The sequence below is a fragment of the uncultured Ruegeria sp. genome, assembly GCF_947489545.1.
Classification (GTDB): Bacteria; Pseudomonadota; Alphaproteobacteria; order Rhodobacterales; family Rhodobacteraceae; genus Ruegeria.
The window spans coordinates 24,559-47,464 of record NZ_CANLDZ010000013.1 but is presented as its reverse complement, the minus strand read 5'-3'; the positions used below and the strand labels follow the sequence as shown (position 1 = coordinate 47,464).

General features: G+C 58.1%; 21 protein-coding genes. 16 read left to right on the top strand and 5 right to left on the bottom strand.

Translation table 11 applies throughout. The features are described 5' to 3' along the window. Window positions 1-3 precede the first annotated feature (3 nt). The 3 genes from Q1B13_RS17070 to Q1B13_RS17060 all read right to left on the bottom strand — a co-directional run bounded on the left by Q1B13_RS17070 (window position 4) and on the right by Q1B13_RS17060 (window position 2,302). Window positions 4-990, bottom strand: coding sequence for a glyceraldehyde 3-phosphate dehydrogenase NAD-binding domain-containing protein (locus tag Q1B13_RS17070; RefSeq protein WP_299082497.1), 987 nt, complete (start codon window positions 988-990; stop codon window positions 4-6). Between the two features lie 54 nt (window positions 991-1,044). Next, entirely contained in the window at window positions 1,045-1,368 is a 324-nt protein-coding gene (locus Q1B13_RS17065; RefSeq protein ID WP_299082494.1) for a hypothetical protein, read from the bottom strand. Between the two features lie 100 nt (window positions 1,369-1,468). After that, entirely contained in the window at window positions 1,469-2,302 is an 834-nt protein-coding gene (locus tag Q1B13_RS17060) for a bifunctional allantoicase/(S)-ureidoglycine aminohydrolase (protein WP_299082491.1), read from the bottom strand. Between the two features lie 175 nt (window positions 2,303-2,477). Between Q1B13_RS17060 and Q1B13_RS17055 the strand changes: the two genes are divergently transcribed. Beyond that, window positions 2,478-2,834 (top strand): hypothetical protein, encoded by a 357-nt coding sequence (locus Q1B13_RS17055; protein ID WP_299082489.1) that lies wholly within the window; start codon window positions 2,478-2,480, stop codon window positions 2,832-2,834. Window positions 2,835-2,844: 10 nt separating this feature from the next. On the opposite strand, the gene Q1B13_RS17050 is transcribed toward Q1B13_RS17055, so the two are convergent. Then, complete coding sequence (locus Q1B13_RS17050) at window positions 2,845-3,780, bottom strand: glyoxylate/hydroxypyruvate reductase A (RefSeq protein WP_299082487.1); 936 nt, start codon at window positions 3,778-3,780, stop codon at window positions 2,845-2,847. Between the two features lie 126 nt (window positions 3,781-3,906). Between Q1B13_RS17050 and Q1B13_RS17045 the strand changes: the two genes are divergently transcribed. The 4 genes from Q1B13_RS17045 to Q1B13_RS17030 all read left to right on the top strand — a co-directional run bounded on the left by Q1B13_RS17045 (window position 3,907) and on the right by Q1B13_RS17030 (window position 7,576). Beyond that, complete coding sequence (locus Q1B13_RS17045; RefSeq protein WP_299082484.1) at window positions 3,907-5,142, top strand: acyl-CoA dehydrogenase family protein; 1,236 nt, start codon at window positions 3,907-3,909, stop codon at window positions 5,140-5,142. A gap of 12 nt (window positions 5,143-5,154) precedes the next feature. Next, window positions 5,155-5,955, top strand: a complete 801-nt coding sequence (locus Q1B13_RS17040; protein ID WP_299082482.1) for a thioesterase family protein — start codon at window positions 5,155-5,157, stop codon at window positions 5,953-5,955. A 74-nt stretch (window positions 5,956-6,029) separates the two neighbouring features. Further along, window positions 6,030-6,677: a DUF1007 family protein gene (locus Q1B13_RS17035; RefSeq protein WP_299800064.1), complete on the top strand. Its 648-nt coding sequence runs from the start codon at window positions 6,030-6,032 to the stop codon at window positions 6,675-6,677. Beyond that, window positions 6,662-7,576, top strand: a complete 915-nt coding sequence (locus tag Q1B13_RS17030) for a hypothetical protein (protein ID WP_299082477.1) — start codon at window positions 6,662-6,664, stop codon at window positions 7,574-7,576. Before Q1B13_RS17035 ends, Q1B13_RS17030 begins: the two co-directional genes overlap by 16 nt. Before the next feature lies 1 nt (window position 7,577). Here Q1B13_RS17030 and truA read toward each other — a convergent pair whose 3' ends face one another. Beyond that, complete coding sequence (truA, locus tag Q1B13_RS17025; protein WP_299082475.1) at window positions 7,578-8,345, bottom strand: tRNA pseudouridine(38-40) synthase TruA; 768 nt, start codon at window positions 8,343-8,345, stop codon at window positions 7,578-7,580. 108 nt (window positions 8,346-8,453) lie between these two features. On the opposite strand from truA, the gene Q1B13_RS17020 reads away from it, so the two are divergent. The 11 genes from Q1B13_RS17020 (at window position 8,454) to Q1B13_RS16970 (ending at window position 22,804) form a co-directional block, all read left to right on the top strand. Beyond that, window positions 8,454-9,869, top strand: a complete 1,416-nt coding sequence (locus tag Q1B13_RS17020; protein ID WP_299082473.1) for a YcjX family protein — start codon at window positions 8,454-8,456, stop codon at window positions 9,867-9,869. After that, entirely contained in the window at window positions 9,866-10,321 is a 456-nt protein-coding gene (locus Q1B13_RS17015) for a GNAT family N-acetyltransferase (protein ID WP_299082471.1), read from the top strand. Before Q1B13_RS17020 ends, Q1B13_RS17015 begins: the two co-directional genes overlap by 4 nt. Further along, on the top strand, window positions 10,314-11,303 hold the full coding sequence (locus tag Q1B13_RS17010) for a YcjF family protein (protein WP_299082469.1): 990 nt from the start codon (window positions 10,314-10,316) through the stop codon (window positions 11,301-11,303). Before Q1B13_RS17015 ends, Q1B13_RS17010 begins: the two co-directional genes overlap by 8 nt. A gap of 60 nt (window positions 11,304-11,363) precedes the next feature. Next, on the top strand, window positions 11,364-12,074 hold the full coding sequence (locus tag Q1B13_RS17005; protein WP_299082467.1) for a VIT1/CCC1 transporter family protein: 711 nt from the start codon (window positions 11,364-11,366) through the stop codon (window positions 12,072-12,074). Between the two features lie 76 nt (window positions 12,075-12,150). Continuing rightward, on the top strand, window positions 12,151-13,467 hold the full coding sequence (locus Q1B13_RS17000) for an SDR family oxidoreductase (RefSeq protein WP_299082465.1): 1,317 nt from the start codon (window positions 12,151-12,153) through the stop codon (window positions 13,465-13,467). After that, a complete protein-coding gene (locus Q1B13_RS16995; RefSeq protein WP_299082463.1) occupies window positions 13,467-13,946 on the top strand; it encodes a DUF2269 domain-containing protein in 480 nt (159 codons plus the stop codon). Before Q1B13_RS17000 ends, Q1B13_RS16995 begins: the two co-directional genes overlap by 1 nt. Before the next feature lie 97 nt (window positions 13,947-14,043). Further along, the gene (locus Q1B13_RS16990) at window positions 14,044-16,761 is read left to right on the top strand and encodes a DUF2339 domain-containing protein (RefSeq protein ID WP_299082461.1); all 2,718 of its coding nucleotides are present in this window, start codon (window positions 14,044-14,046) and stop codon (window positions 16,759-16,761) included. 176 nt (window positions 16,762-16,937) lie between these two features. Beyond that, complete coding sequence (ileS, locus tag Q1B13_RS16985; protein ID WP_299082459.1) at window positions 16,938-19,898, top strand: isoleucine--tRNA ligase; 2,961 nt, start codon at window positions 16,938-16,940, stop codon at window positions 19,896-19,898. A gap of 154 nt (window positions 19,899-20,052) precedes the next feature. Next, the gene (locus Q1B13_RS16980; protein ID WP_299082457.1) at window positions 20,053-20,613 is read left to right on the top strand and encodes a MarR family transcriptional regulator; all 561 of its coding nucleotides are present in this window, start codon (window positions 20,053-20,055) and stop codon (window positions 20,611-20,613) included. 64 nt (window positions 20,614-20,677) lie between these two features. Continuing rightward, window positions 20,678-21,319 (top strand): DUF4166 domain-containing protein, encoded by a 642-nt coding sequence (locus Q1B13_RS16975; protein ID WP_299082455.1) that lies wholly within the window; start codon window positions 20,678-20,680, stop codon window positions 21,317-21,319. 9 nt (window positions 21,320-21,328) lie between these two features. Further along, window positions 21,329-22,804, top strand: coding sequence for a TIGR01777 family oxidoreductase (locus Q1B13_RS16970; protein WP_299082453.1), 1,476 nt, complete (start codon window positions 21,329-21,331; stop codon window positions 22,802-22,804). The last annotated feature ends 102 nt before the right edge of the window (window positions 22,805-22,906 follow it).

Below are 22,906 nucleotides of genomic sequence, written 5' to 3'. Positions count from 1 at the left end.
TGATCAGGCTTTGGCCATCAGGCGGGCGACATCAAGCATGCGGGCAGAAAATCCCCACTCATTGTCGTACCAGCCAAAGACGCGGATCTGATTGTTCCCGACCATCCGCGTTTCAGGGCCTGCGATCACCAGAGATTCCGGGCGTGCACGCAGGTCCGAAGATACAAGCGGCAAATCCGTCCACCCCAGAACCGGCGAGGTCGCAATGGCTTTGCGGAATTGGGTGTTGAAGGCTTCAGCGGTCATTTCCCGTTCCAGTGTGATCACAAGGTCAACGGCGGAAACGCTGGCGGTTGGAACGCGCACTGCCGCACCCGAGATACGCCCGGCCAGATGCGGCAGAACCACATCAATCAGATGGGTCGCGCTGGAGGTCGTCGGCACCATCGACAAGGCTCCGGCGCGGGACCGGGCAAGATCTCCGCGTGGGGCGTCTACCATCGGTTGGCTGTTGGTATAACAATGGATGGTGGTCATATGGCCCGAGTCCACGCCGCCGATCTCATCCAGAACTCTCACCAGTGGCGCCAGCCCGTTGGTCGTGCATGAGGCGTTGGATACTATACGCGCGCTGCCCAGCTCGTCTTCGTTGGCACCAAGAACGATTGTCACTTCAGCAGCTGGTGAGGGGCCCGAGATCAGGACTTTGCCCACGCCTGCGGTCAACCCGCGACGCGCCACGTCCGAGCTGCGCGCGACCCCGGTGCAATCCAGTATCACATCCACCCCTCGCAAATCGACCAGTGCCAGATCTGCGCTTTGGGTCATCGGAATTGCGCGACCGTCCACGACCAATGCCGCATCGCCTTCGGCCACGTCCCCGGGGTAGGGCCCGAAGGTGCTGTCGTACTTGAACAGGTAGGCACAGGTTTCCAGCGGTGCGATATCATTGACCAGCACCAGCTCAATATCCGACCCCTCCGGCAAAGCCAAAACTTGCCGTAGGATCGTGCGGCCAATACGGCCGAATCCGTTGATCGCGAGTTTCATGCGCAAGCTATGGCAGGCCGTCGGAGCGACCTCAATGCCCGATCTGATGAGGGGTCAGTTGCAACTGACTTGCGAGAAAAACTGACCCGAGATGTTTTGGTACATGCTGGGCACGACAACTCTGCAGCCCGTGGCTTGCTGAATCGCGGCAATGGCCTGAATGGTGCGCAGACGCGGCGGTGGACCAAACGGGTTCAGGTTGTTGTTGTCACGTGTGGCGCGAAAGGTAACTGGTGCGTCCGAGATCTGCGTGACGGCCCATGTGCGGCTCATGACAAAAACGGATTTGGTTTCCTCTTTGGCCGCAGCTGGCGCTACATCAAGTGTTGCAAGACCAAGCAAAGCCATCAGGGCAACCGTTGTTCCACGCAGTAACATCAAACTATCTCCAGTGCTAAAAACACTTTTATTTCATCAGATTCACTTGGCCCTGTGAAGCCCTGGCACAGCAAATACCAATGATGTGTTCAATTGCTCATTAGCGCTTTGGCAGTGACAAGGGCATGTGGCGGTTCACGTCTTTGTACAGCAGGTACCTAAATCGTCCTGGACCGCCTGCGTAACAGGCCTGCGGGCAAAAGGCGCGCAGCCACATATAGTCACCGGCCTCAACTTCGACCCAATCCTGATTGAGCCGGTAAACCGCCTTCCCTTCAAGCACATACAGCCCGTGCTCCATGACATGGGTTTCTGCAAAAGGGATCACGCCACCGGGCTCGAAGGTGACGATGTTTACGTGCATGTCATGACGCAAATCCTGAGGGTCGGCGAAACGGGTGGTGGACCATCGCCCCTCGGTGCCGGGCATAGGAATCGGCGCGACGTCCCGCTCATTCGTTATGATCGGATCCGGTTCGGACAGGCCCGGAACGGCATCATAGGCCTTGCGCAGCCAATGGAACCGGGCGGTTCCGTCTGACCGATTGTGCAACGTCCAGTCGCTACCGGGCGGAATATAGGCGTATCCCCCTGTATCCAGGAGGTGAGGCGCGCCATTCACGGTCAGCGTCACTTTACCTTCAACGACGAACAGAACCGCCTGCGCATCAGGATCAGTGTCTGGTCGATCGCTGCCGCCACCGGGCTGAACCTCCATAATGTATTGTGAAAACGTCTCGGCAAACCCGCTCAGCGGACGCGACAGAACCCAGAGGCGCGTGTTTTCCCAGAACGGTAGGTAGCTGGTGACGATGTCACGCATTGTTCCCTTCGGAATCACGGCATAGGCGTCGGTGAACATGGCGCGGTCCGTCAAAAGCTGATCCTGGCTGGGATGTCCGCCTTTGGGGGCGTAATAGGTTGGATGTGTCATGACATGCCTCGGGGTCGTTTTAGGGCACTATGGGGGGAAAGACCTGACGCTCCTAGTCAGTGCCTTGCGATAGGTTTGTTCGGGATAATTTGAAGGTAGGCGAGCTGGGGGTTGGCCCTGCGCCCACCGGAGTATATCGTCGGGATCAAACGGATTTCATTTCAGCGAGGCGCGCATGACCACCCGATATTCTTTGACTGCGGCGGTACTAAGTGTGGCGCTGTTTGTTGGGGCGGCGCATGCGAAGCCGCTCTCTCGGATCATCGCTGAAATGGGCCTGACGCCGGCAGATTTCGAGGTGGTGAATGCAGCCTCAAACACGCTTCTGTCGAACGGCACTCCCAGCGTGGGAAAGGAGCAATCCTGGGTAAATGAGGCAACAGGGTCCAAAGGAACAATCCGGGTTGGAAATGTTCAGGGAAACTGTGTCGAGCTGCAGCATGCTATCCACCCCGAAGGCGCCGATCAGACCCGTGAAATTCGGACGCGCCGATGCCAGGATGCCAGCGGCAATTGGATCATGGCGCCCTGATCTTACAGGATCAGTAGCCTTTGCTTCGATCCACTTCGTGCAACAAGGGCGACCCGGTGGTCAACCTTTGGAAATTCTCTGCCACATCTGATAACGCATCGCCCAGATGCCACCCCGAAACATGTGGGGTGATCGTGATAGAAGGGTGCCGCCACAACGGGCTGTCTTTGGGCAGGGGTTCTTCGCAGGTCACATCAAGAACCGCATGAGCAAGCGTGCCCTGATCCAGCGTTGCGATCAGGGCCTGTTCGTCAATCAGATCACCACGACCGGCGTTCAGCAGCTGGCTTCCGGGTTTCATCGCAGCCAGCATATTCGCGTCGAACAGGTCGATGGTTTGTGGCGTGGAGGGTAAGATCGCGCAAACATGATCACATTGATCCAACATACCGGGCAGGGCGCTTTCGCCATGCAAACAGGTGATGCCATCGATCTGTTTGGGTGACCGGCTCCAACCCATGACCTGAAATCCGACGGCGTGAAGCATGCGTGCCGTGCGGCTTCCGATATGGCCCAGTCCCAATACGCCAACCACTGTTTCCGGCGTAAACGTTGGGGCCTTGGGCTGCCATTCTGCCCGTTTTTGGGCTGCCTCATGAAACGCCATATGCCTCTGAGCGCGTAAAATATAGGTCAAAAACCACTCGGCAATTCCCTGCGCAGGCGCATCGGGCCTCAGCCGTGCGATGCGGACGTGGCTTGGAAGATCAGGATTCCCGACAATCGTTTCCACGCCAGCCCCAAGTTTTTGAACAAGTTTCAGGTTGGGCAGATCACCCAGACGGTCTGCCTTGAGATCTACAACCGCCATCATGGTGATGTCATTCGCGTTTCCGATTGTGTCGGGCGTGCGAACATCCGCATCCGACATCTGGCGCATGACGTCGCGGGCGATGTCTGCGTCGTCTATCCAGTTCGACAATCCAGTGTCGATCAACAATGCCATTTGTATCCCCCGCTTAGAAAATGAATGTGGTGACGTCCCGTCACCTAGCTGGACAGCGTTATGAGAGTTAAGCCATCCTCAATCGCAAAGGTACAGTCCGGTTTCGGTACTTCAGGAGGAATTTTCATGAATATGTCGTTTGTTCTGCGCGAGGAAAACCGCGCGCTTTTGCAACGCGTTGCCGATATGGTCCGGGACGAGATCATGCCGCTTGAAGAGGAGTATCAGGCCGAAATCGACAAAGGCGACCGGTGGCAATACACCGACCGCCAGGCCGAAATCCTTGAGGGTTTGAAAGCCAAAGCCAAGGCGGCGGGGCTTTGGAACTTCTGGCTGACCGACAGCGAGAGGGGATTTGGGCTGACGACGGTCGAGTATGCGTATTTTGCCGAGGAAATGGGCAAGACGCCCTTGGGTGCTGAGGTGTTCAACTGCTCGGCCCCCGATACCGGCAATATGGAAGTATTTGAACGCTACGGTACCGAAAAGATGAAGGAACAGTGGCTTAAGCCACTGCTCGAGGGTCAAATCCGGTCTGCTTATTTGATGACCGAACCAGATGTGGCATCGTCTGATGCAACCAATGTGGCGATGTCCTGTGTGCGGGACGGGGACGACTATGTGCTGAATGGCGAAAAATGGTGGTCTTCGGGGGCCGGTGACCCGCGATGCAAAGTCTACATTGTTATGGTCAAGACCGGCGGCGAGGAACAGCCCAAGCACAAGCGTCAGTCGATGATTGTGGTTCCTGCGGATGCTGCGGGCATCGAAATTCTGCGGCCGATGCAGGTCTATGGCCATGATGATGCACCCCATGGTCATATGCATATCCGGTTCACAAACGTCCGCGTACCAGCTGAAAACATCCTGCTGGGCGAGGGGTGCGGTTTTGAAATCGCGCAGGGCCGTCTGGGACCTGGCCGTATTCACCACTGCATGCGTGCCATCGGACAGGCTGAAAGCGCGTTGGCCCAGATGTGCAAACGGTCCATGCAACGTGAGGCATTTGGCAAAAAACTGGCCCAGCTGGGTGCCAATTTCGACATCATCGCCGAATGCCGGATGGAGATAGAGATGGCCCGCCTGCTGTGTCTCAAGGCTGCTTGGTACATGGATCAGGGCGACGCCCGCGCGGCCGCCCCGTGGATCAGCCAGATCAAGGTGGTTGCACCTCGGGTCGCGCTGAAAGTCATCGATGAGGCCGTGCAGATGTTCGGCGGGCAAGGGGTCAGCCAGGATACACCTTTGGCGACGGCATGGACCCATGTACGGACGCTGCGGTTGGCGGATGGACCGGATGCGGTGCATCGCCGCCAGGTGGCGCGGGCCGAGTTGAAAAAGCACACGCAGGAAAAAGTCTGAGACATCGCGAGAATGCAAACTGATAAACGGATGCAGTCCTACTTTCGACTTCGCTCTGATGGGGCGTTTATTGGCAATGATCCCGTGCGCGGGCCTTGGTCTGCCGATCATTGCCATGCGGGGCCGGTGGCCGGCCTGATCGCACGCGCCGCTGAAACTGAGGTTGGGCCCGAGAAGATGCTGACCCGTCTGACGGTCGTTTTGTTGCGGCCGCTCCCATTGGCAGGTTTGCGGGTCGCGGCGGAAACCACGCGTCACACCAAAACCTTGGCGACGACCCGTGTGACGGTTCATGATCTGGACGACACGCTATGTTGCACCGCGACCACGATGCACCTGGTACGCAAAGACTTGGGTCGCGTTCCAAATGTTGTGACCGAAAAACTCAACGTCAACGATACCGTGGATGGTCCTTTCCCAATCGGTCAGATGCGGCACGATTTGCCCGGCTTTGCCCATTTCGTTGACGTCGTTTACCCCGAGGGCGGCAATCAAGGTCCCGGTCCCAAAACCATTTGGATGCGCGCGCCATCGCTTCTGGACGGGGAAACACAGTCGCCCATTCAATCGATGTGTCCGCTTGCCGATTGCGGCAATGGGATCTCGTGGAATGTTCCGCCGACCGAAATGGGGTTTATGAACACCGATCTGACGCTGCATATTCATCGCGAGCCGGTTTCCGACTGGTTGGCCTCTGACTCTGTTTCGCACTGGCAATCATCGGGCATCGGCATGTCGCAATCCGTCCTCTATGACACACAAGGACCTGTTGGGACCGCGTTACAGACACTGGTGTTGTTCCCGCCAGCCTGAAGTGGTCGGCTGGTTTCTGCAATTTGATCGCGAAACGCATTGCTGTTGGCGGACCGAAAACCTATCTTGCGGCCATGCGTTGGCTGACCACCCTGTTAACCTGTTGCCTGCCGATCCCGGGCTTGGCGCACCCGCATGTCTTCATTGACACCGGGCTAGAGTTCATTGTGGACGATGCCGGCCAGCTAACCCATATCCGCGTGTCCTGGGCGTATGATGAGCTGTTTTCACTTTTGACCCTGGAAGACATGAAGCTGGATCAGGATTCCGATGGTGTTCTAACAGAACCTGAGGAGAGGTTCCTGACAGGCTTCGACGCCGAATGGATCGAAGGATACAACGGTGATCTTGTGGTGACCGCTGATGGTGCACCGGTTTTGTTGTCCGGTCCGCTGGAACCGCACGCAACCACCGAACATGGGCGCATCGTGACCACTCATGTGCGGGCGGTCGAAGGTGGACCTGTCTCCGCGAACGCGCTGGTGGCCAAGGCCTTTGATGAGACGTATTATACCGCTTATGAAGTGACCCGTCCCGTTACGGTTTCTGGACCCAACTCTTGCCAACTGGACCGGTTGGATCCTGATATTGATGGGCAATTGGCGCAGATGCAGGCCTTTCTGCTGACATTGGATGCCGACTACGATCTTGAAGAAAACGATATCCCGCTGGTCGGGGAGAATTTTGCGACCGAGATACGCCTTTCATGTCCAGATACCTGATTGTACCGGTCGCAATTGCGTGTGCTCTGCTGCTTTGGTTCTGGGGCAGCGGCGGGTTCGACCATCTGGCAGCTTGGGCTGCCGGTGAGCAGCGAGAGTTTCAGAACCAGATCGCCCGATCACTGCGCGCCGCACGCGCAGAACAGCCCGAAGCGGTCGCAACCCTGCTGACCGTGTGTTTTGCCTACGGCTTTTTCCACGCCATAGGCCCCGGGCACGGAAAGGTCCTGATCGGAGGGTACGGCCTTGGCCGTCGGGTCGCATTCTGGCGTCTGTCTGCTATCAGTGTTTTGTCCAGCCTGGGGCAGGCGGTAACGGCTATCGTGTTGGTCTATGCAGGCGTCCTTGTGTTCCAGATGTCCCGGGAAAGCATGGTTGGCGCAACCGAAAAGGTCATGGCCCCGGTTAGCTATGGGGCGATTGCGGTGATTGGTCTTTGGCTGGTGTTTCGGGCCGTGCGCAGTTTTTTAAGGCGGCATCGCACCGACGCATCCCACGCACATCACGATCATCATCACCACCATGATGACGTCTGTTCAGATTGTGGTCACCGCCACGGCCCAAGCGCCGAGGATGTTGCGAATGTCGGAAGCCTGCGCGAAGCCATAGCCCTGATCGTTGGCATCGCCGCCCGCCCCTGTACCGGAGCACTATTTGTTTTGATCCTCACCTGGCAGATGGGCATTGCGATGGTTGGCATTGCGGGAACCTTTGCCATGGCGCTGGGCACGGCAACCGTTACAACGTTGGTGGGCTGGACGTCCTTTGGATTGCGTGGCGGACTGTTGGCGTCTGCATCGGCCACGCGGTTTGCCTCGGTTCTGGCACCGACAATCGAGTTGGTGGCCGGTTTACTGATCGTCGTTATCGCCGGAGGTTTGTTGTTGCGTGCGCTTTGATTCAGTCAAAGACCGGGTCTGGATATCCAACGCATGCCAGATACAAGCCTTGCGGTGGGCAAACCGGACCACAGGCCGCACGATCAGCGGCTTCTAAAGCATCGCGCACATCATCCGGGGACCATGCGCCCGCGCCAACCCGCTCTAACGTTCCTACAAAACTGCGGACCTGATTATGCAGGAAGGACCGCGCGCGTACGTGGAAATGAACCTCGGGCCCTGAAAACCCCTGAACCAGTTCGACATGCAACGCGTCCAGCGTTTTGACAGGGCTTGCCGCCTGACAAATGGTCGAGCGGAAGGTGGTAAAATCATGTCGTCCGATCAACATATCTGCGCCAGCCTGCATCGCGTCGACATCCAGTAAATGATTGATCTGCCAGACCTGCCCTTTGTCATGGGTCGCCGGTGCGCGGCGCATCAGGATGCGAAACAGGTACTGCCGTTCCAGTGCAGAAAACCGGGCATGCCAGTCGTCATCGACCCGCGCCGCCTTCACAATGGCAATCGGTTGAGGCTTGAGATGGTAATTCAGCGCCTCGGACAGGCGGAACGGGTCCCAATCCTTGATCAGATCACAATGCGCGACTTGCCCAAGCGCGTGAACGCCCGCATCCGTGCGACCGGCGGCGGCTATGGTGTGCTCTCCGGGTTGGATACGGGACAGGGCCTGTTCAATGGCACCTTGCACCGATGGCTGTTCCTTTTGCCGCTGCCATCCGGCAAACGGCTCCCCTTGGTATTCGACTTTCAGTGCGTATCTGGGCATGGGCCGCTGGTACAGCGCGGCGCGCAATCGGGCAAGGGGGGCAAAAGCTCTGGCATGTCCTGCGGGCGCTACCTATCTTAGGTAAAACAAAAATTGCGGGGCGGCGGCTTGGTCATCTCATCATTGGCAGACAGTCTTGTACGCGGGGTGGAATCCGTGGGGGATCGTGTGTCCGAGGCATTCTTTGAGCCCGTCATTCGCTTGGGCGTGACAGGGTTGGCGCGGTCGGGCAAGACGGTGTTTATCACTTCTCTGGTTGCCAATTTGTTAGACCGGGGCCGGATGACCGGCCTAGTTGCGCAGCAAGAGGGACGGATCAACGCCGCGTATTTGCAACCACAGCCAGATGATACAGTGCCACGATTTGACTACGAATCCCACTTGTCAGAGCTGACCGGTCCCGAACCGCATTGGCCTGACAGTACGCGCGCTGTGTCTGAACTGCGTCTGTCGTTTAAGGCGCGTCCTGCGGGACTGTTGGCCGGGTTGCAGGGGCCGCGCACCGTACATCTGGATATTGTTGACTACCCGGGTGAGTGGTTGTTGGACCTGGCGCTGCTGGACAAGTCATACGAAGAGTGGTCGCAGGAAACGCTGGCGCGCATTGAAACCCGTGCCGAAGCGGCTGAGTTTCTGCAAACGGTTCAGTCTGTCGACCCTGCGGGCGCACATGATGAACCTGCAGCACAAGCACTGGCTGTCGCGTTCACCGCCTATTTGAATACTGCTCGCGAGGCTGGGTTTTATGATTGCACGCCGGGTCGTTTCCTGTTGCCCGGTGACTTGGCCGGGTCCCCGGTTTTGACTTTTGCGCCATTGCCGATCTCTGGCCCATCGCGCCGCCGAACCTTGCAACGCGAGATGGAGCGGCGGTATGAGGCGTACAAGTCTCGGGTTGTGAAACCATTTTTTCGGGATCATTTCGCCCGGATCGACCGACAGGTCGTGTTGATGGACGCGCTGGGCGCGATTCACAAAGGGCCGCAAGCTGTCGAAGATATGCGCCGCGCTATGGCCGATATCTTGTCGGCTTTTCGCCCGGGGCGAAACGCATGGCTCAGCCAGCTATTGCTGGGTAAACGGGTCGAGCGTATCCTGTTCGCCGCCACCAAAGCTGATCATCTACATCACCTGCAACACCCCCGGTTGACCGCGATTATGGAGGCGCTGACCCGAGATGCACGCGACCGCGCGAGTTTTGCGGGCGCCGAAACGGCGGCGTTGTCACTGGCATCATTGCGCGCCACCACCGAAGAGATGCGTAGCCACAATGGATCTGAACTGCCTTGCGTTCGGGGCGCGCTCCTCGACAGCGGCAAACCCGCCGCGTTTTATCCCGGTGAGTTGCCGGACGATCCGTCGCATCTTCTTAGCCCGGCCCGAAACGGAGCATCCACCTGGTTGGATGACGACTATGGATTTATGGCCTTTGCGCCAGCCAATTTGACCCTGCGCCCCGGTGATGGTCCGCCGCATATCCGGCTGGACCGCGCGGCTCAGTTCTTGATCGGAGATCGATTGTGACCGTGATACTCCGACCCGCGCGCAGCACGGATGCTGGGGCCACTGGCACGATTCTGCACGGGTTCGCCAAAGAAAACGACTGGATGCCCGAGCTGCATAGCTGCGCCGAGACCATCGCTTTCTGCGGCAAAATGATCGACCTGAATTGGGTCACCGTGGCAGAAACGGATGCCGGCGTGGTTGGGTTCTTGGCACTCAACGGCGCGGAAATCCATTCGCTCTATCTGGCTGAGACCGCTCGCGGGCAGGGGATCGGGCGGCAATTTCTGGACCACGCCAAATCCCAGCACGCGCAGCTTAGCCTGTTTGCGTTTCAAGCCAATGAAGCCGCATGCAGGTTTTACCTAAGACACGGATTTGACGAGGTCGCGCGCGGCGACGGGGCCGACAATGACGAAAATCTGCCCGACATCAAATACGCATGGAACAGCAAGGGGTTGAATGATGGCTAAGGGCCCGGTTCTGATCGATCTGGAAGCCGATGAGCCGGCAACGGACGTCTCGCAGGCGCTGCCGGTTCCCGATATTGCGCAGCCGCAGGGGCAAGCGATGCAGAGCGCTGCGCGTTTGGCTGCCCGCAAACCTTCGGCCCTTGCAAAGTGGTTCTGGGGATTGGCTCTGGCTGTCATCGGCGCCGCCGTGTCTGTTGCCGCTTGGGATTTCGCGACGTCATTGGTCGAACGTGCACCTGTTCTGGGGTCGCTCGTAACGGGGTTGATTTCAGCGCTGGTGTTGGTCGCGTTGATCATTGCGATCCGCGAATTGGCTGCGATTGGGCGCCTGTCCCGGGTGGACGGAATGCGTCGCGCCGCTGATGCAGCCCTTGCCGAGGCCGACTTGGCGCAAGCGCGCGCGGTCACGACCCGCTTGATTGCGTTCTACAAGGGCCGCGAGGAAACGCGCTGGGGCCGCGACCGTCTGGTCGAACGAATGCCTGAACAGTTCGATGCGTCTGGCCTGCTAAGCCTTGCTGAAGATGAGTTACTTGTACCCTTGGACGCCGCCGCCAGCCGCGAGGTTGAGGCTGCGGCACGTCAGGTCGCAACCGTGACAGCCCTTGTTCCTTTGGCACTGGCAGACGTCGTCACCGCCTTGGCGGCGTCCTTGCGGATGATCCGGCGGGTTGCCGAAATCTACGGTGGACGGGCTGGATTTCTGGGCAGCTGGCGACTGACGCGGGCGGTCTTTGTACATCTGGTGGCCACCGGAGCTGTGGCCGTCGGGGACGACCTGCTGGAACCTGTGCTCGGCGGGTCTGTCCTGAGCAAACTGTCACGTCGGTTCGGAGAAGGCTTGGTAAACGGGGCCCTCAGCGCCCGTGTTGGCGTCGCTGCCATGGAGGTTTGCCGACCTCTGCCCTTCTCGAAACGGCACAAACCATCGACACGCGGGATGGTCAAACGCGCCTTGCAGGGCTTGTTCTCAAAAGGTTGATTCAACGCAAAGCCACCGCAGCCGCTTCGTCGCACACTTGGTGTGACAGAGGAGCGAGCCATGACGGAACACGGTCACAGCCAGCAGGAAATCAAAGCCCGGATCAATGACCCTGAGGGGCGCGGCGTGTTACGGGATGTGGTCTATGGAGGAATAGACGGATCTGTGACCACATTCGCAATCGTGGCCGGTGTCGCCGGGGCGGGCCTGTCTCCATTCGTCATCGTCGCGCTGGGTTTGGCAAATGTACTGGCCGATGGGTTTTCCATGGCTGCAGGGAACTATTCGGGCACCAAGGCCGAACTGGACAATATCCACCGTATCCGAGCGATCGAGGAACGACACATCACGCTCTATCCTGACGGTGAGCGAAACGAAGTGCGTGAAATCCTCGCGCAAAAGGGATTGTCGGACGATGTTCTGGATGATGCCACCGCGGCGATTACGGCCAACCGCGAGAACTGGATCAACCTTATGATCGAAGGGGAGTATGGGTTGGGCAGCGTTGACCCGCACCCGATCAAAGCCGCGCTGGCCACCTTTGGTTCGTTCTTATTGGCGGGCCTGATTCCCCTTATGCCGTTTTTGTTGCCCGTCGAGCGGGCCTTCGCCACTTCCGCATGTATGACGCTGGTAGTTTTCTTTGCTATCGGTGCCCTGAAAAGCCGATGGTCGCTCGCACCGTGGTGGCGATCTGGGATCGAGACGTTGCTGATCGGTGGTCTGGCCGCGTCGATCGCGTATCTGGTCGGATCTCTATTCCACCCGTAATTTGTCGCAGGTGACAGTCTCGGCTGGCGCGTGAGAGCCAATCGGATACTGTGACAAAAAACAGGTTTGGTTGGCGATGTCGCTACAGGAGCTAAACGGAAGAAACGTTCTGGTTTTGGGCGCTTACGGGTTCATTGGTGCCGCTGTTGTGCATGCATTCCAGGCGCAAGGCGCTGTGGTTTGTGGGTTGGTGCGCAGCCTGCCCACGGGCGCCAAGGTTTTGCCAGGCATCGCATTGAAACAAGGGGACCTGCGCAACTTGGTGCAGCCCGACGCTTGGAGGAGCATCCTTTCAGGCGTGGATGTTGTGATCAACTGCGCCGGTGCGTTGCAGGATGGCGGTGACGATGATCTGACGGCTGCTCATCACAGGGCAATTGCCGCTTTGGGGCAGGCCTGCGCACGTGATGGCATCGCGATTGTCCAGATCTCGGCCATCGGTGCCGAGGAAAACGCGGATACGCATTTCATGCGCTCAAAAGCTGCAGGCGATGCGGCTCTGCAGTCGGCTGGCGTTGCGCTTTGGGTGCTGAAGCCGGGGCTTGTGATTGGACAATCGGACTATGGTGGAACCACTTTGCTGCGGATGTTGGCGGCCGTCCCATTCGTGCAGCCATTGGCCTATCCGGATACTTCGGTGCAATGCATCGGAATGCCAGACCTGTGCGATGCAGTGCTGCGTGCGGTGGCTGGGCAATTGCCTCAGGGCACCTATGATCTGGTCGAGGATGAGCCACACACTTTGTTCGACGTTGTGGCAGCCACACGCGCTTGGCTGGGGTTCCGGCGCGCGGGGATCAGTGTGACGATTCCTCGGGGACTAACCCGAGCCGTTGCGGCGATTGCGGATGCTCTGGGCAGATTGGGCTGGCGCTCTCCGTTGCGGAGCACTGCAATGACCATCATGACAAAGGGTGTGATCGGAGACCCGGTGGCCTACAAGGCAGTAACCGATCACCCGGTCGCCTCGTTGGGCGATATCTACGCATCATTTCCCAGCGCCCGTGAACACCGTTTGACCGCACGGATCACGTTACTGATGCCCCTGGTTGTCGGTGTCCTTAGCGTTTTCTGGATATTGTCCGGGGTCTTTGGCCTGTTGGGGCTGGGTCAGGCGGCCGAGGTTTTGACAAGCGCAGGCTGGTCCCAGACTTTGGCGTCATTCAGCGTCGTGTTCTGGTCACTGGTCGATCTTGCCCTTGGACTGGCCATCTTGTGGCGACCTTGGGCCAGGCGGGCCTGTCTGGCCCAATTCACAGTGGCATCGATCTACTTGCTGGCAGCCTCGGGTACGGTGCCTGGCTTATGGCTTGATCCGCTGGGGCCGCTTGTGAAAATCCTGCCTGCGATGATGCTGCCCCTTGTCGCAATGCCGATGTTGGAGAGCCGCTGATGGACCCAGATCTGATCCTGCGGTGGCTGCATGTCATCGGCGCGTGCGTGTTGTTGGGCACCGGTGCAGCCATCGCATTTTTCATGCTGATGGCGCACCGCACGTCTGATCCTCGCATCATTGCCCACACCGCTGGCATTGTTGTATTGTCGGACCTGCTGTTTACGACGACGGCCGTCATTCTGCAGCCCATTACCGGCACTCTTCTGGCGTGGAGTCTGGGTTGGTCGCTGACCGAAGGCTGGATCGCGCTGTCACTGGTGCTGTACGTTTTGACCGGTCTCTTCTGGTTGCCCGTGGTTTGGGTGCAAATTCGGCTGCGAAAATATGCGCAGATCGCGGTCGATCAAGGTACGGCGATGCCCGAACAGTATGACCGGTTGTTCCGATTCTGGTTTGCCTGCGACGTTCCGGCCTTTTTGGCGGTGCTTATAATCTTGTGGCTGATGTTGGCGCGGCCGGCGATTGCCATTTTCTAGCGTGATCATGCAACAGTATGAACGACTACGGGTTTCCTGACTGTCGTCCGTCCTTTGACCGCGCTAGCGTGTGGCCAATTGCCGAACGGAGGGTCACTTGGAATCACTGCTTGTTCTTGTCGGTCTCATTGTACTGGCCATTCCGGTGACAATCATTGTGCTGCTGGTCGGACAATCCCGTTTGCGGCGCCGGGTTGAGACGTTAGAGGCGCAGATTGCCAATCTGCCAACGGAGGTCGTTGGCGAAGACCTAAAGCCGACCCTGAAAGCGCAACCTGCCCAAACGCCGGTAGAATCCGAAGATCGCAAGGCCGGGCCATGGTCCCCGCCCAAGGCAGAATCCACCGAAACCCCTGCGGACATGGCTGTGTCAGAGCCGAGGGAGCCGTCCCCGGCTGTTGTATTCCGGCGGGAACGGATCGCAGCGCTGGGCGCGTGGCTGCGCGAGAATTGGTTTTACGCCGTGTCCGCGCTGTCACTGGCATTGGCGGGCATCTTTCTGGTGCAATACGGGGTGGAAAACGGGTTGTTGCCACCGGCCGCTCGTGTTGCCGCGGCCCTGGCGTTTGGTGTTGCCCTGATCGGTGCCGGAGAGTTCTTGCGCCGCAGGTTCGGGGACGGAGAAGACTCGGCGACGGCCTATTTGCCCTCGGTCTTTTCTGGCGCTGGTCTTGTAACCTTGTTCGGCGGCATTCTGGCCGCGCGGCAACTTTATGATCTTATCGGTCCTGAAACTGCGTTAATCGCGCTTGTTTTGGTTGCTTTGATTGGCCTTGTCTTTGGCTGGTTTCATGGCCCGCTTCTGGCCGCCGTTGGTCTGATCGGTGCCTTTGCAGCCCCTTTTCTGGTTGGAGGCGCATCAGAGGATCCGACATGGTTATACGGCTATTTCTTTGTCATCGCTGTTCTTGGGTTGGGTGTCGATACAGTTAGACGCTGGGCTTGGGTTTCGGTTCTGAGTCTATTTGGCGCATATTCCGCATGTCTGTTGGTGGTATTATCCTCGCCCCTGACGGAACCGGGATATCTGACCTCTGTGGTGGCGCTGGCCTTGATTGCCATTGCGATTCCCGTTCGCCGGGTTTGGCCGGATCACGCAGGCCCAATGATTGTTGAAATGCTCCGGCGCCAAAACGGCGCACTGTGGCCAGAATTTCCAACCCGCCTAGCATTCGCTGCAGTGACGGCGAGCTCTGTCATTCTGTCAGTCCACTGGGCGGATTCAGCCGGAGAGTTTTGGCTGGGGGTTTGCCTGCTGGCTGGTCTGACGCTGGCCTTGATGCTGTGGGCCCGGGACGCACGTGCCCTTCAGGACCTGACGGTTTTACCTGCGCTGGGTCTGATCTGGTTTGTCTTGCGGCACGGTCTGGATAACGGGTCGGTCGTACGCGTCTTTGCCGAAACCTATGTCGAGACAGCCGAGGCCGACTACCCAATGGTCATTACCCTGCTCGTCGCGTTGGGGGCTTTGATCTCGGTTCTGGCAGCGTGGCGATCTTTCGGCGCTGACCGTGCCAAGGCCGCTTGGGCCGGTGCGGCAGCCTTGTTTGCCCCCGTAATGGCGATCGCACTGGAAGTTGGATGGCGTCCGGCAGATGTGATCGGGGCTTATCCTTGGGCATTGCACGCAATTATCTTGGGCGCCCTGATGGTCGTGCTAGCTGAACGCTTTGCCCGCGTAGACGGAGAAAACCGGATGCGCCCGGCATTGGCCACGTTGTCCGCTTTGTCCTGCCTGGCATTTGCCTGTGTGATCGTGCTCAGTTCTGCTGCGCTGACAATAGCGTTGGTGATAACCATCGTGGTTGCAGCTGCTTTGGATCGCAAATTCACCCTGCCGCCGATGAGCTGGTTTATCTGGGCCGGGGTGTTCACCGTCACAGTGCGGCTGATACTGGATCCGGGTCTCGATTGGGCTTCCTATGCACCGGTTGGCGAGATGACCTTGGTCTACGGATCGGCGACTTTTGGTTTCTTTGTAGCCTGGCTGCTACTGAAGCCATTGGACCGTCCCGTCGCCACACTGATGCTTGAGAGCGCGGCCTGGGCAACCGGGGGCATTTTACTGACGCTGTTGCTGCTGCGCTGGCTGGAGGGGATCGGTGAAGTTGGTGCCGAGAACAGCCATTGGGGCGCAGGATTGCTGTCCGTAATCTGGCTGTTGTTGGCCTATGCTCAGGTGCAAAGGTTCAAACTGGGCGGTAAGCTGCAGCCCGTTCGATATCTTCTGGCCGTGTTCTTCGCGGCTCATGGAGTGCTGCGCCTGGGGCTCGCGCTGACCGAACTGAACCCACTGCTTGATCGTTATGCCGACCCTGTTTTGGGTCCGCCTGTTTTGAACACGCTTGCCGTCGCCTACCTATTACCAGCCCTGGCCATCGGATTGTCTGCCTGGCGCATTCCTGCGATCCCTCTGCGGTTGAAGCAGGTTTCATACGCCGCCGCTGGTGCGTTGATGGCGGTTTGGTTAGGGCTGACAATTCGTCATTTCTGGCAGGGAACGGCGGGGATGTATGAAGGCAACGGCGTCACCCAGCCCGAGCTTTATACTTACACAATGACGCTTTTGATCATCGGGGCAGTGCTGTTCTACCAGTCGCTTGCACGCCAGTCCGATCTGATGCGCAAGGCCGGGTTGGCGGTGATCGGGCTGGCCGTGGCCAAAGTGTTCCTGATTGACATCGCGGGGCTGGGTGGTTTGATCCGAGTGTTCTCACTACTGGCGCTGGGCCTTGCCTTGGCGGGCCTTGCATGGCTCAACCGTTGGGCCAAGCTGCGCCATTCGCCGCAGGAACCGGAAGCTCTGGACCATTAGGCACGGGCGTCTTATAAGCGCGGCCATGTATGACCGTCTGGCCATCATTATTCGAATTATATCCCCGGCGCTCTGATCACGCGAGACGCCGGGCAAAGGTGCTTGAGAATTCGCACTGACCGCTTCGATCCACATATGACAAGATCATCCACCAGATCATCCTGAGGACGCCCCCAATGTGCGCCGACACGACCCAAACACCTGACTACAAAGACACGCTGAACCTGCCCAAAACCGACTTTCCGATGCGCGCTGGCCTGCCCAAGCGCGAGCCGAACTGGCTGGAACGGTGGGAGACTATCGGTGTTTATGACCGACTGCGTGAGAAACAGGGCCGTAAGCCTTTCACTCTGCATGACGGCCCGCCCTATGCCAACGGTCACCTGCATATCGGTCACGCGCTGAACAAGACCATCAAAGACATGATTGTACGCAGCCATCAGATGATGGGTCATGACGCGCGCTATGTGCCGGGCTGGGATTGCCATGGTCTTCCGATCGAATGGAAGATCGAGGAGCAATATCGCAAGAAGGGTAAGAACAAGGATGAGGTAAGCATCGTCGACTTCCGTCAGGAATGCCGCAAGTTCGCCGAAGGCTGGATCGACATCCAGCGCGAGGAGTTCAAGCGTCTGGGCATCACCGGCAACTGGCCCGATCCCTATATCACGATGGACTATCACGCCGAGGCCGTGATCGCCGATGAGTTCATGAAGTTCCTGATGAACGGTACGCTTTATCAGGGCTCGAAACCCGTTATGTGGTCGCCGATTGAGAAGACGGCTCTGGCAGAGGCCGAAGTTGAATACCACGACAAGGAAAGCTTCACCATCTGGGTGAAATTCAAGGTGCTGCTGAACGAAACCACGCCGCCGGTCACTGGAGAGGTGGGGCAGGTGCAGCCGCTGAGCGATCTTGACGGGTCTTGCGTTGTGATCTGGACCACGACGCCCTGGACCATGCCATCCAACAAGGCGGTGGTTTATGGGAAGGATATTTCGTACGGCTTGTACGAAGTCACCGACGCGTCGGACGAGTGCTGGGCAAGTGCAGGCGACAGATTTCTGCTTGCTGACAATCTGGCTGCTGACGTGCTGGGTCGCGCGCGCCTGAACGACGATCAGTGGACCCGTGTCCGTGGCGTTACCGCAGATGAGTTGGCGAGCGTCAGCTTGAGTCACCCGCTGGCCGGTGCCGAAGGAGGCAACGGCGAATGGGACGACATCCGCGATTTCCGCGCGGCTGAGTTTGTGACCGACACCGAGGGCACCGGCTTCGTTCACTGCGCGCCTTCGCATGGTATGGAAGAATTCGAGTTATACCGCGATCTGGGCATGCTGGAACAGGTCATCACCTATAATGTGATGGATGACGGCTCATTCCGTGCCGATCTGCCATTCTTTGGCGGCAAATACATCCTGTCCCGTAAGGGGGGAGAGGGTGACGCGAACAAAGCCGTCATCGATAAGCTTGTCGAGGTGGGCGGGCTGCTGGCGCGTGGTAAGATCAAGCACAGCTATCCGCATTCGTGGCGCTCGAAAGCTCCGATCATCTATCGCAACACGCCGCAGTGGTTTGCATCCGTTGACCGCAAACTGGATGACGGCATGGGCGAGATGGGCGACACCATTCGCGAACGCGCGCTGCGCTCGATCGACGAGTTGGTGAAATGGACTCCTAAGACGGGCCGTAATCGTCTGTACTCCATGATCGAAGCCCGCCCGGATTGGGTTCTGTCGCGCCAGCGCGCCTGGGGTGTGCCGCTGACCTGTTTCACCAAGAAAGGCGCTCTGCCGACTGATCCCGACTTCTTGCTGCGTGACCCAGCAGTGAATGCGCGCGTCAAAGAGGCGTTTGAACAGGATGGCGCCGATTGCTGGTACGTTGAGGGCGCCAAGGAACGGTTCCTAGGCAATGATTATAATCCAGACGATTGGAACCAAGTTTTTGACGTTCTGGACGTGTGGTTCGACTCCGGTTCGACCCACGCCTTCGTTTTGCGCGACCGTGAGGACGGGACCGAAGACGGCATCGCCGACGTCTATATGGAGGGCACTGACCAGCACCGTGGTTGGTTCCATTCGTCCATGCTGCAGGCCTGCGGCACCAAAGGTCGTGCGCCGTATCGCAATGTGGTGACCCACGGCTTCACGCTGGACGCCAAGGGCAACAAGATGTCCAAATCTCTGGGCAACACCATCGTGCCGGAAGAGGTCATCAAGCAATACGGAGCTGACATCCTGCGCCTGTGGGTGGCCCAGACCGATTACACCGCCGACCAGCGGATCGGGCCGGAGATTCTGAAAGGCACCGCCGACAGCTATCGCCGGTTGCGCAACACCATGCGGTTTATGCTGGGCTCGTTGGCTGACTTCACCGAAGCCGATCGCGTCGAACCCAAGGATATGCCGCGTCTGGAGCGCTGGGTGCTTAGCCGTTTGGCTGATCTGGATGAGCAGGTGCGCAAAGGCTATGCGTCCTTCGATTTCCAGGGCGTCTTCAGCGCGGTCTTCACGTTTGCGACTGTCGATTTGTCGTCCTTCTACTTCGACGTCCGGAAGGATGCGTTGTACTGCGACGGTGACAACCTGCGCCGACGCGCGGCGCGCACCGTTCTGGACATCCTGTTCCACCGCCTGATTACGTGGCTGGCTCCGGTTCTGGTATTCACCATGGAAGAGGTCTGGTTAGAGCGGTTCCCGGGCGACGACAGTTCAGTTCATTTGGTGGACTTCCCTGAAACACCTGCGGATTGGCGCAATGCCGAGCTTGAGGCGGGCATGGCCAAGATTCGTCGTGTTCGCCGCGCCGTGACCGCTGCGTTGGAAGTTCAGCGCCAGGACAAGGTGATTGGGTCCAGCCTTGAGGCAGCACCGATTGTGCATGTCGATGACGAGGAAACGCGCGCCTTGCTGGCCACCTTTGACGTGGATGACATGTGCATCACGTCTGGCTTGACCGTGACAGGTGATCCGGCCCCTGCCGAAGCGTTCCGGGTGCCAGAAATCGAAGGCGTGGGCGTTGTGTTCGAAAAAGCCGAAGGCGCAAAGTGCCAGCGCTGCTGGAAAATTCTGCCTGATGTGGGGCGTCACACTCATGACGGTGTCTGCGGGCGTTGCGACGAAGCATTGAGCTGAGCTTTTCATTTCCGCTTTTATCTAGCCAACTAAAACAGAAGCTTGCCGGGAAACACCGGCAAGCTTTTTTGTATGCTCCCTCTTATTCGGACATTTGCGCGCAGTCGGGTCAGGCGATCTTGACTTTGGTTTGTTGATATCTAATCTTTCTGTTATGACAGAAACGAATGAAATATCCAGCGGCTCGGCCAAATCCAAGTTTATCCTTTATTGGGGCGATATGGGCAGCCAGTGGGGCGTGAACCGTTCCGTGGCGCAGGTACATGCGCTTTTGTATCTTGGCGAAACGCCACTTAATGCCGAGCAGATCTCTGATGAATTGGGGATCGCACGCTCGAACGTCTCGAACTCGCTGAAAGAGCTTGTCGGCTGGCGCCTGATCCATCGTGTGCCGGTTGCAGGTGATCGCAGAGAGCACTTTGAGGCCGAAACTGATGTGTGGGAAATGGCCTTGCTGATCGCCAAAGGGCGCAAAGAGCGTGAAATCGACCCGGCGATGCGGGCGATAGATGTCTGCATCAACCAAGCAGCAGATGAGCCAAATCTGCACCCGGTTGTCTTGGATCGGATGCGAAGCATGCAGGACTTTCTGAATACGGCGGACCATTGGTCGGCACAAATGCTGCGGGTCCCTAAGACGAAGCTCTCGATGCTGATGAAAATGGGCGACAAAATACTCTCACTTCTTCAGGTTGGCAGCAAAAAGAACGAGTAGAATTTTTTTGAGCAACAATTTCTCTTAATACAGAAATTACTGACAAATCAGCAGGAGATGGCAAATGAAGCAATCTCAGATGCCCACCGATTTAGAGATCATCAAAGACAGCCGCTTCCGTGGCCTCGTCGGCGCTCACGCCTGGAACGCCTTGCCAAAACCGGTGCGTAAGCGCTTTGGGCATCGCCTGACCGGCGGGGCAAGCGTGGTCTATCAGGGAAAGGTAACCGCCATGCGCATGTCTTTGATCGGTCGTGTTCTCGCCCATCTGGCCCGGTTGGTTGGAGGGCCATTGGCGTATGACACGTCTTGCGTCGATCAGCCTGCCGTTGTCGCCGTGACAGAGGATTGCGCCGGCAGCGGCCAGTTCTGGATACGCCAATATGGGCGCGCGGCGGGTTTTCCGCAGGTGATACACAGCTCAAAGAGATTTTCCGGGCCGACAGGTGTTGAAGAATACATCGGCCGTGGGATCGGCATCGCGTTGCGTGTCCGCACAGATCACAGGGGCATCTACTTTGAAAGCGATCACTATTTTCTGAAACTTGGACGCGTGAAGGTCAGGCTTCCATCCTGGCTCCAACCCGGGTCCTTGACCATTGCGCATCAGGATCTTGGTAATGCGCGGTTTCTCTTCTCATTGACCCTTAGCAGCAACCTGTTTGGCGAATTGATCCAGCAGGATGCACTGTTTCACGACACATAGGAGTTTCTCATGGACAACCCTATCCTTTGGACGCTGATCTTGGTTCAGGTGCTTATGGGGGCGTTTGATACGCTTGTTCACCATGAAGGCACTGAGCGGTTGGCGTGGCGCGCGTCACAAAAGACCGAGCTGCGCCTGCATGGTGTGCGCAATTTCTTTTACGCCGTGATTTTCTTTTGCATTGCCTGGTTCGAGCCACACGGCGCTTTCACATTCGGTCTTACGGTGATCCTGATCGCTGAAGTGATCATAACACTTTGGGATTTTGTCGAAGAAGATATGACCCGAAAACTGCCCGGCAGCGAACGCATTAACCACACGCTTCTCGCGCTGAATTATGGTGCGATTCTGGCCTTGGCTGCCCCGTACCTGTGGGCCTGGTCGTTGCTGCCCACGGCATTGATTCCAGTGACCTACGGCTGGTGGAGTGTCATGGCCACCGCCTCGGCCCTCGGGGTCGGGCTGTTCAGCGCGCGTGACTTATTGGCATCGGCCCGAAGTGACCGATTGAAGCGCGTTGAACCCGCTGAACTGGTCGCCGATCTTGCGCCGCGCCAAAGCATCCTGATAACGGGTGGTACGGGTTTCATTGGGCAACGGTTGGTGAGCGCGCTGGTCGCGCGCGGGCATTTTGTAACGGTGGTCACTCGGGACCCACGCAATGCCGATGATCTGCCCGATCCCGTTCGTGTCATCACCAGCCTTGATCAGGTTCACAGTAAGGATTGCTTTGATGCCATCGTCAATCTGGCGGGCGAACCCGTTGCAAACTGGATTTGGACGCAGAAAAAAAGAACGAGAATAGTTGAGTCCCGGGTCGAGACTACCAAAGCGCTAGAGGCGTTGATCCAGCGGTTGGAGCACAAACCAGAGTGCTTGATCAACGGTTCCGCCGTCGGTTGGTACGGGTTGCGCGGCGATGAGGAACTGTCCGAAACATCAAGCCCTGCACCTGCATTTGTGCATGATGTGTGCGACGCATGGGAAGGGTCCGCCAATAAAATCAAGGCACTGGGCGTGCGTGTTGTTGTTTTGCGCATCGGGCTTGTTCTGGGGGTCGAAGGGGGGATGTTGTCGAGGTTGCTGACCCCCTTTGAATTCGGCGGAGGAGGGGCTCTGGGCAATGGACAGCAATGGATGTCGTGGATTGAACTTGACGATTTGGTGCGTATTATTGCCTTCTCGCTGTCGCAAAAAGACCTTTCAGGCCCGGTCAACGCGACCGCACCCTTTCCTGTTCGAAACAAGGCGTTCACGCAGGCGCTTGCCACGGCCTTGCACCGCCCGGCCATCTTTCGGTTTCCGGTCCGTGTGCTGACGATCCTATTGGGAGAGATGGGGCGGGAAACCATGCTAAGCGGTCAACGTGTCTTGCCAGCTTTGTTGCAGCGGAATGGCTTTGTCTTCAAGCATCCAAAGCTGCCTGACGCGCTGCGTGAGATCACGGGTGCCATGCCTCAGCGATCAAGGTCTGCCGCGCGTTGAAACAACAAGATCAAAGGAAACGAGGCAGCCCTGGCAGAGTGCCAAGGCTGCCCAACGAGCTGAAAATCAAGTGGAGTTCAGGCCGTGTTCCCTCTAAGCAAA

Coding starts and splice junctions, on each gene's coding strand:
- Q1B13_RS17055 (WP_299082489.1), top strand. CDS start 2,478: ATGACCACCCGATATTCTTTGACTGCGGCGGTACTAAGTGTGGCGCTG.
- Q1B13_RS17035 (WP_299800064.1), top strand. CDS start 6,030: ATGCGTTGGCTGACCACCCTGTTAACCTGTTGCCTGCCGATCCCGGGC.
- ileS (WP_299082459.1), top strand. CDS start 16,938: ATGTGCGCCGACACGACCCAAACACCTGACTACAAAGACACGCTGAAC.
- Q1B13_RS16975 (WP_299082455.1), top strand. CDS start 20,678: ATGAAGCAATCTCAGATGCCCACCGATTTAGAGATCATCAAAGACAGC.
- Q1B13_RS17010 (WP_299082469.1), top strand. CDS start 10,314: ATGGCTAAGGGCCCGGTTCTGATCGATCTGGAAGCCGATGAGCCGGCA.
- Q1B13_RS16970 (WP_299082453.1), top strand. CDS start 21,329: ATGGACAACCCTATCCTTTGGACGCTGATCTTGGTTCAGGTGCTTATG.
- Q1B13_RS17045 (WP_299082484.1), top strand. CDS start 3,907: ATGAATATGTCGTTTGTTCTGCGCGAGGAAAACCGCGCGCTTTTGCAA.
- Q1B13_RS17065 (WP_299082494.1), bottom strand. CDS start 1,368: ATGTTACTGCGTGGAACAACGGTTGCCCTGATGGCTTTGCTTGGTCTT.
- Q1B13_RS17060 (WP_299082491.1), bottom strand. CDS start 2,302: ATGACACATCCAACCTATTACGCCCCCAAAGGCGGACATCCCAGCCAG.
- truA (WP_299082475.1), bottom strand. CDS start 8,345: ATGCCCAGATACGCACTGAAAGTCGAATACCAAGGGGAGCCGTTTGCC.
- Q1B13_RS17070 (WP_299082497.1), bottom strand. CDS start 990: ATGAAACTCGCGATCAACGGATTCGGCCGTATTGGCCGCACGATCCTA.
- Q1B13_RS17000 (WP_299082465.1), top strand. CDS start 12,151: ATGTCGCTACAGGAGCTAAACGGAAGAAACGTTCTGGTTTTGGGCGCT.
- Q1B13_RS17030 (WP_299082477.1), top strand. CDS start 6,662: ATGTCCAGATACCTGATTGTACCGGTCGCAATTGCGTGTGCTCTGCTG.
- Q1B13_RS17040 (WP_299082482.1), top strand. CDS start 5,155: ATGCAAACTGATAAACGGATGCAGTCCTACTTTCGACTTCGCTCTGAT.
- Q1B13_RS17005 (WP_299082467.1), top strand. CDS start 11,364: ATGACGGAACACGGTCACAGCCAGCAGGAAATCAAAGCCCGGATCAAT.
- Q1B13_RS17050 (WP_299082487.1), bottom strand. CDS start 3,780: ATGGCATTGTTGATCGACACTGGATTGTCGAACTGGATAGACGACGCA.
- Q1B13_RS16980 (WP_299082457.1), top strand. CDS start 20,053: ATGACAGAAACGAATGAAATATCCAGCGGCTCGGCCAAATCCAAGTTT.
- Q1B13_RS16995 (WP_299082463.1), top strand. CDS start 13,467: ATGGACCCAGATCTGATCCTGCGGTGGCTGCATGTCATCGGCGCGTGC.